General features: G+C 75.7%; 11 protein-coding genes. 9 read left to right on the plus strand and 2 right to left on the minus strand.

Going from position 1 to position 15,205, the window contains the following annotated elements:
- Genes ACZ60W_RS19800 through ACZ60W_RS19840 form a run of 9 tightly spaced genes read left to right on the plus strand, consistent with a single transcriptional unit; the run spans position 1 to position 13,398 of the window.
- Positions 1-1,473 carry a phosphotransferase gene (locus ACZ60W_RS19800; protein WP_469756616.1) on the plus strand — a complete coding sequence of 491 codons (1,473 nt, stop codon included), beginning with the start codon at positions 1-3 and terminating at the stop codon, positions 1,471-1,473.
- 1 nt (position 1,474) lies between these two features.
- A complete protein-coding gene (locus ACZ60W_RS19805; RefSeq protein WP_469756617.1) occupies positions 1,475-3,598 on the plus strand; it encodes a glycosyltransferase in 2,124 nt (707 codons plus the stop codon).
- Positions 3,591-4,709, plus strand: coding sequence for a sugar phosphate nucleotidyltransferase (locus ACZ60W_RS19810; RefSeq protein WP_469756618.1), 1,119 nt, complete (start codon positions 3,591-3,593; stop codon positions 4,707-4,709). The genes ACZ60W_RS19805 and ACZ60W_RS19810 overlap by 8 nt, the downstream gene beginning before the upstream one ends.
- Positions 4,710-4,720: 11 nt before the next feature.
- Positions 4,721-7,780: an HAD-IIB family hydrolase gene (locus tag ACZ60W_RS19815; RefSeq protein ID WP_469756619.1), complete on the plus strand. Its 3,060-nt coding sequence runs from the start codon at positions 4,721-4,723 to the stop codon at positions 7,778-7,780.
- Positions 7,777-9,852, plus strand: a complete 2,076-nt coding sequence (gene malQ / locus ACZ60W_RS19820; protein ID WP_469756620.1) for a 4-alpha-glucanotransferase — start codon at positions 7,777-7,779, stop codon at positions 9,850-9,852. Before ACZ60W_RS19815 ends, malQ begins: the two co-directional genes overlap by 4 nt.
- Complete coding sequence (locus ACZ60W_RS19825; RefSeq protein ID WP_469756621.1) at positions 9,830-11,032, plus strand: sedoheptulose 7-phosphate cyclase; 1,203 nt, start codon at positions 9,830-9,832, stop codon at positions 11,030-11,032. The genes malQ and ACZ60W_RS19825 overlap by 23 nt, the downstream gene beginning before the upstream one ends.
- The gene (locus tag ACZ60W_RS19830; protein ID WP_469756622.1) at positions 11,029-11,397 is read left to right on the plus strand and encodes a cupin domain-containing protein; all 369 of its coding nucleotides are present in this window, start codon (positions 11,029-11,031) and stop codon (positions 11,395-11,397) included. The genes ACZ60W_RS19825 and ACZ60W_RS19830 overlap by 4 nt, the downstream gene beginning before the upstream one ends.
- Entirely contained in the window at positions 11,378-12,415 is a 1,038-nt protein-coding gene (locus ACZ60W_RS19835; RefSeq protein ID WP_469756623.1) for an ROK family protein, read from the plus strand. The genes ACZ60W_RS19830 and ACZ60W_RS19835 overlap by 20 nt, the downstream gene beginning before the upstream one ends.
- Positions 12,412-13,398 (plus strand): SDR family oxidoreductase, encoded by a 987-nt coding sequence (locus tag ACZ60W_RS19840; RefSeq protein WP_469756624.1) that lies wholly within the window; start codon positions 12,412-12,414, stop codon positions 13,396-13,398. Before ACZ60W_RS19835 ends, ACZ60W_RS19840 begins: the two co-directional genes overlap by 4 nt.
- Here the strand turns inward: ACZ60W_RS19840 and ACZ60W_RS19845 are convergent.
- Both ACZ60W_RS19845 and ACZ60W_RS19850 read right to left on the minus strand, forming a co-directional pair.
- Complete coding sequence (locus ACZ60W_RS19845) at positions 13,374-13,598, minus strand: hypothetical protein (protein WP_469756625.1); 225 nt, start codon at positions 13,596-13,598, stop codon at positions 13,374-13,376. The two genes, ACZ60W_RS19840 and ACZ60W_RS19845, sit on opposite strands and share 25 nt — an antisense overlap.
- The gene (locus ACZ60W_RS19850) at positions 13,595-15,169 is read right to left on the minus strand and encodes an amidohydrolase (protein ID WP_469756626.1); all 1,575 of its coding nucleotides are present in this window, start codon (positions 15,167-15,169) and stop codon (positions 13,595-13,597) included. Before ACZ60W_RS19850 ends, ACZ60W_RS19845 begins: the two co-directional genes overlap by 4 nt.
- Positions 15,170-15,205: the final 36 nt, after the last annotated feature.

Consider the following 15,205-nt stretch of genomic DNA (forward strand, 5'->3'; position numbering starts at 1 on the left):
GTGACCAGCGACACCCAGCTCCGCGAACTGCTGCGCGGCGCCGCATGGATGCCCGAGGACGGCCGCCGGGCCGACGCCTACGAGACGATCGACGAGGCCGCGCTCGGCCCGGACGCCAGGCTCCTCGTCGTCTCCCCCGTCGGCGGCCCCGCCCACGGCCGACGGCTGTTCGTCCCCGTGCACACCGACGGGGACGGCCGCCTCGCCGAGTCCCAGGGCACCCACGCCTTCGACCTCGCCTGCGTCCGGCACATGGCGGCCGGCGGCCTCGTCCCGACCGCGCGGGGCGGCCACGTGGAGTTCCGCGGCGGCGGCGCCGTCCGCTCCATCCGGCCGCTCCCCTTCGAGCAGGGCTGGTCGTCGAACTCGCTCTCGCTGCTCGCCGTCGACGGCGTCCCGCACCTGCACAAGGCCTACCGCACGCTCGGCCCCGAGGTCCGGGAGCCCGAGCTGCTGCGCCTGATGGACGGCACCGGCCGGACGCCGCGGTGGTTCGGCGACTACAGCTACCTGCCGCCGGGCGGGGCCGAACGCCTCCCGCTCGGCGTCGTCTACACCTACTCCCCCGGCACCGGCATCGACGACCCGCTGCGCGCGAACCTGCGCTCCCTCTGGCCCCTGCTGCCGGGCTCCCTCGCGGACGGTCCGGCGGAGGAGCGGGTCCACCGCCACCTGGAACCGCTCGCCGCACCCCTGCGCGCCGCCGGGCGCTTCCTCGGGGAGTTCCACGACGACCTCCGCGACCGGCTCGGCGCGGGGACGGCGCCGCCCGACTACCCGGCGGGGCGGGGCCTGCGCGCCGCCGCCGCGCGGGCCGCCGCGCTCGCGGAACGCGCACGGACCGAGCCGCACCTGCCGACGCCCGCGACCGGCGACGCCTTCCGGGCGATCACCGCAGAACTGGAGCTGCTGCGCGTCGAGTTCGATGTCTCCGACGCCCCCCGGCCGGCCGGGCCGTGCCACGGGGACCTCCATCTGTCGCACCTGCTCTGGGACCCGCCCGGCCTCATCGACCTCTCGACCCCGAGCACGGGCCCCGACCAGCCGGGGTGGGCCGAGCAGTCCCCGCTGGAGGACGTCGTCGCGCTCCAGCGGGCCCTGGAGTACTTCAGCGCCGACGAGGCGGCCTTCGAGAGCGCCCGGCGCCTCGGCGTCGACCCGACGCAGACGATGCTCGGCGCGCTGGACGGCGCCGCCGGTCTCCCACCGCGCGAACGGGTCGTGCTGCTGGGCGTGTTCGAGGCCGCGGACGTCTGGCGGCGGCGCGTCCTCGGACTCCTGCTCTCCCCCGCCCTGCGCGGCGGGCCCGCCGACGCACCGCTGCGCCGGCTCCTCTACCTGCGCCGGCTGCTGCACGAGCTGGACTACAACTTCGCCCACGCCCGGCCCTACCACGCCGCGATCGACCTGCGCCACGCGATCGCGCTCGGCCTCCCCTCCCCACTGCCCCGCCCTCTCACCACGAGGAACTGACGTGAGTGACGTGACCGCAGACCCCCTGCACATCGTCGAGACCTACTTCGAGTGCTGCGGGTTCGACCACACCTTCCTCCAGGGCGGCACCTCGGTGTACCTCTGGAACCTCTCCCGCGCCTTCGCCCGCCGCGGCCACCGGGTGTCGATCGTGACGCCCGCGCACGGGCGCCTGGACGACCTGCGCCGCCGGCACGTGGTCGAGGACCTCGACCACGACGACCGCTACACCCTGCCCCTCGTCCTCGACCCCGAGGTGTGGACGGACTTCCCCGCCGAGGTGTCCCTGGAGCTGCGGACGACGGCCCACCGCATCCGGCTGGAGGGCGTCGACCTGTACTTCCTGTCCAACGAGTACCTCGACCGGCTGCCCGACACCTTCTACCCGCCGTACGCGGCGAAGGGGCGGGACCTCACGTTCTTCAAACCGCTCGTCTTCCAGGTCGACAGCGTCCGCTTCCTGCGGAGCCGGTTCGCCGACGAACGGGCGGTCGTCCACGCCCACGAGCCGTACTACCACTACCTACTGCCCGCGGCGCTCGGCGGCGACCCGCTGAAGAGCGTGGTGACCACCGTGCAGAGCAACATGCCGATCACCAAGAAGGTGTACGGGCCCGAGGTGCGCCGGCTGCTGTCGCTGCTCGGCGCCCCGCCGCTGCCGGAGGAGGCGCCGGCCCTGCCGGCCGGCGAGCGCGAGGCGCAGCGGCAGTACCAGGAACGCACGCATCTCCACTACGAGTACCGCTCCGACCACCTGACCGTCTTCGACCTGGTGGCCGACCACGCCGACCGCATCGACTTCCTCTCGCCGGGCCAGCGGGACTTCTACGCCACCTTCGGCGACACCCCCTTCGAGGACCTCTTCGCGGCGCTGCCCGTCGCCGGCACCGTCCGGCGCACCGCGCACAAGCGCTTCGTCGGCGGCTGCGCGATAGCGGACTCGTGGCTCGCCGGCGATCCCGACGCCGTGGACCGCGCCGCGGTGCTGTCCGGCCTCGGTCTGGACCCGGCGCTGCCCACGTTCTTCCACAACGCCCGGTACGCGGTGCACCACAAGGGGCAGGTCGAGCTGGTCCGGGCCGTCGACGAGGTGCTCTCCGCCGGGCTGCGCGCCAACTTCGTGCTGCGGTGCATCTCCGGCACCGGCATCGCCGACCCGTACGTCCACGAGGTCGTGGAGCGCCACAAGGGGCGGGTCCACCTGGAGTGGGAGCGCGTCGACGAGAGCCGGGTCTTCGCCTACGCCTCGTCCTGCGACTTCTGCGTCTTCCCGTCGAAGTTCGAGATGGACACCTTCCTGATCGCCCAGGGCGAGGCCATGGCCTGCGGGGCCGTGCCCGTCGCCACCGCCCAGTGGGGCATGGCGCACTTCCTGCACGACGCCCCGCCGGAGACCACCACCGGCTTCTCGGTGAACCGCTCCTTCGCCGAGGACGACGCCCTCCTCGCCTCCGCGCTCGCCGACCGCTTCCGGGCGGCGGTGGAGCTCTTCCACGAGCGGCCCGAGGAGTACCGCGCCCTGTCGCGGCGGGCCCGCGAGGTGGCGCGCTCCTTCACCTGGGACCGGTGCGCCGATCTGCACCTGGAGGTCTTCGAGGAGCTGTGGCGCGGGGCGCCGGGCAGGCTCGACGCCGACGACGCCCTGCGCAACGGCTGGTTCGACCTGCTGCCGGACGGGGTGTGGACCGAGCGGCCCGACGACGTCCTCGCCGCCGCCGTGGCCGCCGGCGACCTCGCGGCCGTCGACCGGCTCGGCCCTCTCACCGACGGCGTCGCCCGGCGGCTGTTCGACGCCGCCTGGGAGCGCGCCGACTTCGCCGTCTGCGAGGAGGCGGTCCTGCGCCGGCCCGGCGCGGTGCCGCGGGAGCGGGTGGCGGCGGTCCGCGACCGGTGCCGGCTCGTGGACGGCGCCCCCGTGTACCGGCTGCCGCACGCCGAGCGGGTCGAGCTGGTCGTCCCCTCGCCGCGCCTCCCGGAGGGCCGGGCGCGGGCAGCGGTCACCGCGTGGAGGCGGACCGGGCCCGGTGAGTTCACCGGTGCCGGACCGGTGACGGACACCGGCGCCCGGCTGCTGCTCACCCTGTCCGACGGCCGCGTCGCCTGGGACGTGGTGCGCCATGGCTGAGTACGACTCCGTCCGCACCGTCCTCCTCGCCGGCGGCCGCGGCGAGCGCATGGGCCGGCTCGGCGCGGGCCGGCTCAAGCCGCTCGTCCCCTACGGCGGCGCCTGCCGGCTCATCGACTTCAGCCTCGCCAACGCGCGGGACTCCGGCATCGACGAGGTCCTGCTGCTCTCCCAGTACGAGGAGCGCAGGCTCATGGACGACCTGCACCTCGCCTGGAACACCCCGCACCCGGGCTTCCGCGTCCACTTCGGACCCTACGACGCGGCCTACCGCGCCGCCGGCGACGCGCTGCCGGAGCTGCTCCCCGAGCGGGCCTGGCCCCTCGAACGGGGCACGGCCGACGCGCTGATCCGCAAGGGCGACCACATCTTCGGGCCGCGGACGAAGCACGTGATGGTGCTCCACGCCGACCACGTGTACCGCTTCGACTACGGGCCGCTGATCCGGCGCCACGTCGAGGAGCGGGCGGCGCTGACCCTCGCCTACCAGCGGATCGACCCCCGCTGGGTCCACCTCTTCGGCATGGTCGACTTCTCGGCGGACGGCGACCTCACCGCCTTCGTCGAGAAGCCCGAACACCCCACCACGGACCTGGTGTTCGCCGCCTTCTGCGTCTTCGACGCCGAGGTGCTGCGACGCCACCTCGACGCGCTGGACGGCACCGGCTGGCAGCACGACATCAGCCGGGACGTGATCCCGGCCATGCTCGCGGCCGGCGAGCGGATCCGCGGCCACCGCGTCGAGGGCCACTGGGAGGACATCGGGACCGTGGAGCGCTACCACCGCGCGCACCTCGCGATGACCCGGCCGGACGCCGGGCTGCCGGTGCGCGACCTGCCGTGGACCATCTCGCCCTGGCTGGGCCGGTCGTGGGTCGAGGACGCGCCGGGGATCCGGCGCTCCGTCGTGCCCTTCGACATGGTCAGCCGCGGCCGGGTCGAGGACAGCGTCCTCTTCCCCGGGGTCAGGATCGGCGAGGACGCCCGGGTGCGGCGCAGCGTGCTGCTGCCGGGCGCGGTGGTGCCCGCCGGCGCCGACATCGACTCCGCGGTGGTCCTGGAGGACGGCTTCGTCCAGTCCGTCGCACCCGCGCCCCACGCCGCACGCTGAGGAGCACGCACATGCACATCGTCAACTTCGCCTACGAGTGCGGTGGTTTCGACAACCGGCTGATGCGCGGCGGCCTGTCGCCGCTGGTGTGGAACCTCTCCCGGGAGTACGCGTCCCTGGGCCACCGGGTCTCCCTCGTCACCCCGGCGCACGGCCACCTCGACCGGCTGCGCGAGACCCACGCCGTCGAGGACCTCGACTACCGGCGGGAGCACACCGTGCCGCTGGTGCTCGACCCCAAGACGTGGCCGGGCCGGCCGGCCGAGACCTCCCTCGCCCTCACCACCCGGGCCCACCGGCTGCGGCTCGACGGGGTGGACGTGTACTTCCTGTCCGACGCCCAGCTCGACCTGCTGCCGGACCGGCTGTACCCGCCGCCCAACTCCGAGGGCCAGGACCTGTCGTACTTCAAGCCGCTGGTCTTCCAGGTGGCCGGGCTCCGCTTCGTCCGGGAGTGGCTGGCCGGGGAGCCCGCCGTCGTCCACGGCTTCGAGCCGTCGTACCACTACCTCGTCCCCCTGGTGCTGCGCGACGACCCCCGCTGGCGGTGCGTCAGCACGGTCGCGGCCAACGCGCCGATCACCCAGAAGGTCTACCGGCCGCAACTGGAGGCGCTGCTGGCGATGTTCGGCGACGAGGACGCCGGGGGCCGCCCGCCGGCGGTCGACCTGGGCGCCTGGGAGGACGTGCCGCCGCCCGAGGACTCCCCCGCGGCCGCCATGGTCCGCGCGCTGGCGGCGACCCGGCTGCACACCGAGTACGGGCCGGACCACGTCGCCGTGTTCCCGCAGATCCTCGCCCACGCCGACCTCGTGGACTTCGTCTCCCCCGGTCAGCGCGACTACTACAGCACCTTCGCGGACACGCCCATGGAGCGGTACGTCGCCTCCCTGCCGGTGGCCCGTCTGCTGCGGGAGCGGGCGGGCCGGCTGTTCGACGGCGGCTGCGGCGTGTCGGACACGTGGCTGGCGCGGGACCCGGCGGGCGTCGACCGCGCCGCCGTCCTGCGGTCCATGGGTCTCGACCCCCGCCGGCCGGTCTTCTACCACGCCGCCCGGTACGCGGTGCACCACAAGGGGCAGCTGGAGCTGCTCCAGGCCGTCGAGGAGGTCCTGGCCTCCGGCGCCGAGGTCAGCTTCGTCCTGCGCTGCGCCACCGGCGCGGGCGGGGCCGCCGAGGCGTCCGCCGCCAACGCCTACTTCCAGCGCGTCGCCGACACCTATCCCGACCGGGTACGGCTGGACTGGCGGCTCGTCGACGAGGACACGCTCTTCACCGAGGCCGCCTGCGCCGACTTCTGCGTCTACCCCTCGAAGTTCGAACTCGACGGCTTCCTGATCGCGCAGGCCGAGGCCATGGCCTGCGGCGCCGTCCCGATCGCCACCGCCCAGCGCACCACCGCCCACTTCGGGCACGCCCTGCCCCCGGAGGACCCGGACGCCACGGGGTTCGCGGTGCGCGGCTCGTTCCGCGACGACGACCGGGAGCTGGCGCACCTGCTCGCCGACCGCATCCGCGAGGCGGCCCGGATGTTCCGGGCGGCGCCGGAGGCGTACGCCCGGCTGTCCGCCGCCGCGTCGCGCACCGCCCGCCGGTTCACCTGGGGCGCGAGCGCGCGGCGGCGCCTGGAGGTCTTCCGGGAGCTGCTCGACGACCGGCCGCGGAGCCTGCCGGTGGAGGACGCGCTGCGGTACGGCTGGTTCGGGCTCGTCGGCGAACGGGACCGGGCCGCGCACCGCGGGGCGATGGCGCGGCGGGCCGAGGAGCTCGGCGACGCCGCCGCCTACGCGGCCTGCGCCGAGCTCGACGCGGCGGCGTACGAGCGGCTGTTCGCGGCGGCGTACCGCCGGGCGGACTTCGTCCGCTGCGCCGCGCTGGCCGAGGCGGCGGGGCGCGGGGAGCTGATGGCGCCCGTGCTCACCCGCTGCCGGATCACGCCCGCGTCGGAGGGGGCGCCCCTGCGGGTGGCGTACGACCATCCCGGGCTGGTCGCCGTCGACGTGGTCGTCGAGGGCGACGCGCTGCCGGCCGCCGGGGGCACGGAACGGGCGGAGTCCGCGGCCGAGGCGGCGCTCTCCGACGAGCCGGTGCCCGGGGGCGGGACGACCGGGCTCGTCGCGCTGCGGCGCGGCGCCGACGGCGTCTTCCGCGGGGAGTTCGCGTCCGGTGCCCCGCGGGGCGGTCTCGTCCTCCGGCTGACCCTGTCCGACGGACGGGTCACCTGGGACGCCGTGGCCGTGCCGGAGCGGCCGCCGTACCGGGTGGTGGCCACGGATCTCGACGGGACGCTGCTGCGCGGCGACCTGACGGTCTCCGACCGGACCCGGCGGGCGCTCGACCTGGTGGCGGCGTCCGGGGCCCGGCACCTGGTGGTCACCGGCCGACCGGCCGCCGCCTGCCGCGGCCTCCTCGACTCCCTGGGGTACACGGGCCTCGCGGTCTGCGGCCAGGGGGCGCAGCTCTACGACGCCGGCGCGGCCCGGCTGCTGTCCTCCGCGGCCCTGGACACGGAGCTCGCCCGGTCCGTCGTCGACCGGGTCGAGGCGGTCCTCGGGCGTCTGGAGCTCGGCGTGGTCACCTCGCCGCCCGAGAGCCGGTTCAAGGTCACCCCGGGGTTCGGGGAGCGGGTCCGGCACGGCTGGGACGTCACGTCCGACCGCGCCCTGCTCTGGGACGCGCCCCTCGACAAGCTCGTCCTGCACCACCGCGAGGTCGGGGACGACGAGCTGGCCGAGACGGCGCGGCGCCTGTGCGGCGACGAGGTGACGATCGTGCACTCCGTGCAGGGGATGGTGGAGGTGCTGCCGCACGGGATCACCAAGGGCACCGGGGTGGCCCGTGCCCTGGAGCTGCTGGGCTGTTCGGGCGCCGACACCGTGTCGTTCGGCGACATGCCCAACGACATCCCCCTGCTCGCGCTCGCCGGCCACGGTGTGGCGGTGGCGAACGCGCACCCCGCCCTGCGGGCCGTCGCGGACGAGATCGCGCCCGCCCACGACGAGGACGGCGTGGCCGCGGTGCTCGAGCGGCTGTTCGGCGCGGCCGTGACGCCGGTGGGAGGTGGCGCGTGAGCGATCCGCTGGCGCGGCTTGCCGAGGCGTACGGCGTGGCGACCGGATACCGCACGGACCGGGGGAAGGAGGTCCCCGTCGGCCGCGACACGCTCGTCGCGGTGCTGGCGGCGTGCGGCGTCGACGCCTCGACGCCGGCCGCCGCCGAGGCCGCGCTCGCCGCGCACCGGGCGGAGCGGGCCGCGCGCCTGGTCCCGCCGTGCGTCGTGGTCGGTCCCGGCGGTGCCCGCCCTTCCCTGCCGCCCGGCGCCCGGGCCGAGGCGGTCGGGTCCGACGGCCGGGTGCGGCCGTTCGACGGGCCGCTGCCGGCGGGCCGCCACACCCTGCGCGTCGCACGGGCCGGGCGGAGCGAGGACGCGGTCCTGCTGGTCGCCCCCGGGCCGCTGGAGGCGCCCCCGCGCACGTGGGGCTTCCTCGTCCAGCTGTACTTCCTGCTCTCCCGCAGGTCCTGGGGGATGGGCGACCTGGGGGACCTCGCCGACCTGGTCTCCTGGGCGGGCCGCGACCTGGGGGCGGACTTCGTGCAGCTCGGGCCGCTGCACGCGATGGAGCCCGGCGCGCTGCCGGACCCCTCGCCGTACCGGCCGAGCAGCCGGCGGTTCCCCGACCCCATGCACGTGCGCGTGGAGGCCGTCCCGGAGTTCGCGTACCTGCCGGAGGGCCCGCGCCGCCGGGTCGTGGAACGGGCGGCACGGGCGGCGGCGCTCAACGCGGCCGTCCTGTCGGGGGACTCCCTCATCCGGCGGGAGGAGGTGCGGGAGCTGAAGCACCGTGCGCTGCGCGAGGTGTACGCGGTGCCCCGCACGCCCGGACGCGAGGCCGCCTACGCCGCGTTCGTCGCGCGGGAGGGCGCCGACCTCACCGACTTCGCCACCTGGTCCGCGCTGGCCGAGGTGCGGGGTCCGGCCTGGCGTTCCTGGCCCGCCGCGCTGCGCGACCCCCGGTCGGCGGCGGTGGCCGGGGCCCGCCGGGAGCTCTCCGATGCCGTCGGCTTCCACACCTGGCTGGCGTGGATCACCGACGAGCAGCTCGCCGGCGCGCAGCGGGCGGCGCGCGAGGCGGGGATGGCCGTGGGCCTCGTCCACGACCTCGCGGTGGGGGTGGCGCCGGAGGGCGCCGACGCCTGGGCCATGCGGCACTGCCTCGCCGAGGGCATGTCGGTGGGCGCTCCGCCGGACGACTTCAACCCGCTGGGGCAGGACTGGGGACAGCCGCCCTGGCGGCCGGACGCGCTCGCCGCGGAGGGCTACCGGCCGTTCGCCCGGCTCCTGCGGGCGGGGCTGCGGCACTCCGGCGCCCTCCGGGTCGACCACGTGATGGGCCTGTTCCGGCTCTGGTGGGTGCCCGAGGGCCGCCCGCCGGCGGAGGGCACCTACGTGCGGTACGACGGGGACGCGATGCTGGCGGTGCTCACCGCGGAGGCCGCGGCCGCCGGGGCGTTCGTCATCGGCGAGGACCTGGGCACGGTCGAGCCGGGGGTGCGCGAGGAGCTGGCCCGCAGGGGCGTCCTCGGCACCTCCGTCCAGCGCTTCGAGTACGAGGGCGGCTCCGAGGGCCGGCACGGGCCGCTGCCGCCGGAGCGGTGGCGGGAGAACTGCCTGGCCACCCTGACCACGCACGACCTGCCGAGCACCGCCGCCTGGCTCAGCGGGGAACACGTCGACCTGCGCGCCTCGCTGGGCCTGCTGACGCGGCCGGCGGAGGAGGAGAAGGCCGAGGCCGCCGGGGAGCGCGACGGCTGGCTCGCCGAACTGGAGCGCCTGGGGCTGCTGCCCGACCCCGCCGGGGAGGTCGCGGCGCTCCACGCCCACCTGTGCCGCACCCCGGCGCGGATGCTCGGGGCCTGGCTGCCGGACGTGACGGGCGACCGCCGGCCGCAGAACCTGCCGGGCACGGCGGGGGTGCACCCCAACTGGTGCCTGCCGCTGGCCGACGGGAACGGCCGGCCCGTGCCGCTGGAGGACCTGGCCGCCGCACCGCTCGTCCACCACCTGGCCCGGACCTTCGGGGACCGGCCGGAAGTACACCGAGTGACTACCGAGGAGAGACATGGCAAGCCGGGTTCTCGCTGACGACGAACGGCTCACGGGGGTACGGGAGGACGCCGACGGGTTCAGCCTGCTCGCGCCGGACGGCACCGGGTACCGCGCGGACCTCGTCCCGGGAGTGCTCTCCCCCGGCAACCCCGCGCTGGCGCGCGCGCTGGGCGGACGGCGGGTCGTGGCCTTCGTGGGGCCGACGGTCCACCGCCTGTACGGGGAGAGGCTGCGGGGCTATCTGGAGGCGCACCTGGCTCCGGGATCCTGGACGGTCCACGTCATCGGGACCGGCGAGCGGAACAAGACCCTGGCCACGGCCGAGCGGGTGTGCGCGCTCGCCAAGGCCGCGGGGCTCGACCGGCACGGGGTGATGCTCGCCCTCGGCGGCGGCATCGTCTCCGACATCGTCGGCTTCGCCGCCTCCATGTACGCGCGGGGCATCCGCTACGTCCGGGTGAACACGACGCTCGTCGGCCAGGTGGACGTGGGTGTCGGGGTGAAGACGGGCGTCAACGCCCTCCGCACGAAGAACATGTTCGGCGCCTACCACCCGGCCCACGCCTCGCTGAGCGACCCCGCGTTCCTCGCCACCCTGCCGGTGCGGGAGGTCCGCTGCGGCCTGGCGGAGATCGTGAAGATGGCGGTGATCCTGGACGAGGAGCTGTTCGCCACGCTGGAGCGCCATCCGGACGCCTTCCGGCGGACCGGCGTCCCCACGCCGCCCGAGGTGGAGACGTACGTGCTGCGCACCTCGATGCGGCTGATGATGGAGGAGCTCTGCCCCAACCTGCGCGAGCACCAGCTCGCCCGGCTGGTGGACTTCGGCCACACCTTCAGCCCGGTCGTCGAGACGGCCGGCGACCACCGTCTGGAGCACGGCGAGGCCGTCGCCGTCGACATGGCGCTCTCGGCCTGCCTGGCGCTGCGGCTCGGCCTGGTCGACGAGGACGGCTGCGACCGGATCGTCGGGCTGCTGACCCGCATCGGGCTGCCGGTCTTCGACGCGGCCACGTGCACGCCGGAACTGATGGCGCGGGCGCTGGAGGAGTCCTGGGAGCGCCGCGGCCGCCGGCTCCACCTCGTGGTGCCCACCGCCGTCGGCAAGGCCACGTTCGTCGACGACCTGGAGGACGTCCCCCCGCAGGTGCTGCGGCACGCGCTCGACGATCTCGCGCGGCGGGCCCGCGCGGCGGAGGAGGGGAACCGACCGTGACCAGGGAGCCGGTCAACCTGCGCGACCTGATGGCCGCGAAACCGCACGACCACGGCGGCGAGGGCACGATCCTCGCCCACCGCGTCTTCGCCCGGGGCGACGGCACGGGCGCCGACTTCATCGACCTGGCGGTGCTGCCGCCGGGCACGTCCATCGGCCGCCACCGCCACGGCCGGGACCGCGAGACGTACATCGTCCTCAGCGGCAGCGGCCTGATGTACCGCGACGGCGAGACGTTCCGCGTCGGGGCGGGCGACGTCGTCGTGAACGAACCCTTCGGCGAGCACGGTCTGAGCAACGATTCCGACACGCGCCTCGCCCTGCTCGTCTTCGAGGAGGCGCATCATGACGATCCCGGCCGGTGACATCACCGTCATGGACGTCGGGGGGACGACGCTGCGCGTCGGCACCTACGGCGCGGACGGCCTGTCCGACATCCGGCGGATGCCCGTGGACGGCATGGCCGTGCACCCGGCCGCCCCCGTCGCCGCCCTCCAGCGGTACGTGGTCGACGGGATCGTGCGCGAGGCCGAGCGGCGGCGGGAGACGGCCGTCCGCCCGGTCACGGCCCTCGGCGTCGCCTTCGCGGGGCCGGTCGGCCGGGACGGCACCGTCCTGGGTGCCCCGACCGTCTGGGGCGGGGGCGGTGCGCCGCTGCCGCTCCGGGACCTCCTGGAACACCGTCTGGGCCTGCCGGTGTTCGTCGTCAACGACCTGACGGCGGCGGCCTGGCGCTACGGCACGGAGGACGCGGCGCCGTTCTGCCTCCTCACCGTCAGCTCCGGCATCGGCAACAAGGTGTTCCGCGACGGCGACGTGCTCCTCGACGCGGACGGGCACGGGGGCGAGCTCGGCCACTGGACGTGCGACCGCTCCCCCGACGCCCCGCGGTGCGACTGCGGCGGCCGGGGGCACCTGGGCGCGATCGCCTCGGGCCGCGGGGTCCTCGCGGCGGTCCGCCGGGCCGCCGCGGCCGATCCCGCCGCCCTCGCCGCCTCGCTCCTGGCCGGTGCCTCCGGACCGGAGGAGATCACCAACCCGGGGGTGGCGGCCGCCGTCCGGGCGGGCGACCCGTTCACCACGGCCGTGCTCCGCTCCACCCTCGTCCACCTGGCGTCCGCCGTCACCGCCGTGTTCGCCTCGATCGGCGTCCGCCGCTATCTGCTCATGGGCGGTTTCGCGCTGGCGGTCGGCGAGCGCTACCGGGACCTGCTCGTGGAGGAACTCGTCCGCCAGGGCTGCTTCGGCCTGTCACCCGCCGAGATCGACGCGATGGTCGTGCTGGGCGAGGCGGACGACGACCACGGGCTCATCGGCATGGGCCGGCTCGTCTCCCGTCGCCTCGGCACCGCCCGCCGCACCGAGAGGACCGCCGCCCGATGAACTCCCCCGCCGCGGACCCCGGCCCCGGGGGCGTCCTGATCGTCGGCAGCGGTTTCGTCGGCACGGAGATCGCCCGCCGGCTCGCCGCCTCCGGACACCCGGTGACCCTCACCTCGCGCGGGCGCCCCACGGTGGCCCCCGCGTCGTACGGCGCCCGGTGGGCCGCGCTGGACGCCACCGACGCCGGGGCCTGCGCGCGCCTGGTCGCCCGGACGGCCCCGCGCGCCGTCGTCCTCGTCCACGGCCCGTCCGACGTCACCTGGTGCGAGGCCCATCCCGAGGAGGCGGCGGCCGCCCACACGGCGGCGACGGCCCCCTTCGCGGCGCTGCCGGGCCTGGACCGGATCGTGATGATCTCCACGGACAACGTGTTCGACGGCTCGTCGCCCCGGAACGTGGAGTCCACACCGGTCGCGCCGGCGAACGCCTACGGGGCGGCCAAGCGGGCCGCCGAACTCCTCCTGCTCTCCCGGGCCGTCTCCCCCGCCACGGTGCTGCGCGTCAGCCTCGTCTACGGGCACGAGCCGGCCGGCCACGCCAAGTGGCTGAACTTCTTCTCCTCCTGCGCGCACCGGCTCGTCGGGGGCGAGCCGGTCGAGGCGCCGGGCGACCAGTGGACCACCCCGGTCCTCGTCGACGACGTGGCGGCGGTGACCGCGCGGCTGGTGCGCCACACCGGCGGCCTTCCCCCGCTCCTCCACCTCGGCGGCCCGGACCGCGTCTCCCGCGCGGAGTGGGCCCGGAGCATCGCCCACGCCCTCGGCGCCCCGCCCGGCCTCGTCCGCCCCGTCCCCCGCTCCTCCGGCCGCTACGCCTCCCGGCCGGAGAACACCTGCCTCTCCAGCACCCTCCTGGAGTCCCTCCCTGGCCTGGCCCTGCCCCCGGTACGAACGGTGGCGGAGGCGGCCGAACTGCTGGCGCCGCGGTTCGGCCGGGGACCGGACCGCGCGGACGCGTCCTACCCGCAGGCGCGTCCCGGGTAGGCGTCGGTCTCCGGGGCGCCGGCGCGGCGCATGCGGCGGACGACCTCGGGCAGCGCGGCGTCGTCGACGGGGACGGGGAGGTTGAGCTCGGTGTCGAAGACCATGAGCTCGGGCGCGGGGTGCCAGATGACCCAGCGGGGCGGCGAGGACGGTGCCTGCCACAGGGGTGCGTAGGGAGCGAGCTCGTCGTCGGTCGTCACTGCGTGCCGCCTTCCGTGCGGCGGCCGTCCACGTAGGTGGCCACCACCTCGACGTCGCCGATGCGCGAAGGGTCGACCCGGTGCGGGTCGTCCCCGAGGACCACCAGGTCGGCCCGCTTGCCGGGGGCGAGGGTGCCCGCGGTGTCGTCCCAGCGGCAGGCGTAGGCGCCGGCGACGGTGTAGGCGCGGAGGGCCTCGTCGACGGTGACGGCCTCGTCGGGGCCGATGCGGCGGCCGGAGAGGGAGGCGCGCTCGACCATGAACTGGATCGCCCGCAGCGGCGATCCGTCGGTGACGGGGCGGTCGGAGCTCCCGACGAGGGTGACGCCGTGGTCGAGGAAGCCGCGGCCCCGGTACATCCACGGGGCCCGCACCTCGCCCATGACGTCGGCGTAGTCGTCGCCGAAGTACCGCAGGAAGTTGGGCTGGACGACGGCGCTGACGCCGAGGCGGGCGAAGCGCGGGAGCTGGTCGGGCCGGATCAGCCCGGCGTGCTCGACGCGGTGCCGGGCGTCGGGGCGGGGGCGGAGGGCCTGGGCCCGTTCCAGGGCGTCGAGGGCGAGGTCGGCGGCGCGGTCGCCGATGGCGTGGACGGCGAGCTGCCAGCCGGCGAGGTGGCCGTCCACGACGAGCCGCGTGAGCGCCTCGGGGTCGTCCTGGAGCTGTCCGGTGTGGTCGGTGCCCTCGTACGGGACGGTGAGCGCGGCCGTGCGGGCCATCATGCCGCCGTCCGTGTAGATCTTGAGGGCGCCCAGGGACAGCCAGTCGTCGCCGAACCCGGTCCGCAGTCCGAGGTCGAGGGCGCGGGGTATGCCGTCGTCGGCGTGCGCGGCGCGCGGGCGCAGGGTGTCGCCGGCCGGCATGAGCTGGACCCGGAGCGGCAGTCGGCCCTGGTCCCTGAGCAGTTGGTAGGCGCCGAGTTCCACCGGGCTGTGTCCCAGGAGGCCGCCGCCGATGCCGGCTTCCGCGCAGGCGGTGATGCCCTCGGCGAGGCAGGCGCGCCCGGCGCGCTCGATCGCGTCGGCCAGTTCCTCCTGGGAGTAGGGCAGGCGGAGCCGGCGGACGGCGGTCATCGCGCTCTCGGCCAGGAAGCCGTCCTGGTGGGGCACGTCGGCCGGCAGCAGGTCGAGCACGGCGGTGCCGACGACGCAGGCGTGCCCCGAGTCGTGCATGACGAAGATCCGGCGGCCGTGCGCGGCCCGGTCGAGTTCGGCGGCGGTGAGGTGGCGTCCCAGGGCCCGCTGGTCGTATCCGGCGATGTCCACCCAGGCGCCGGGGGCGCGTCCGAGCGCGGCCTCCTCGACGACGGCGAGGACGTCCTCGACGCGCTCGCAGGGGGCGATGGTGGGGGTGGCGGCCTTGAGTCCGGCCCAGGACAGGTGGACGTGGCTGTCGACGAACCCGGGCAGCACGGTGGCGCCCTGGAGGTCGACGACCTCGCGTGCGGGCAGCGAGGTCACGGCCGCGTCGAGGCCGACGACGCGGCCCCGCCAGATGCCGAGGTCGTGGGCGACGGGGTGGTCGGGGTCCAGGGTGAGGATGTGCGCGTTCGTGAGCCGCGTGCAGAGCATCGTCGGTCCGTCCGGTCGTCGTCAGGAGTCGTCAGG

The organism is Streptomyces sp. NPDC104202 (genome assembly GCF_055584185.1).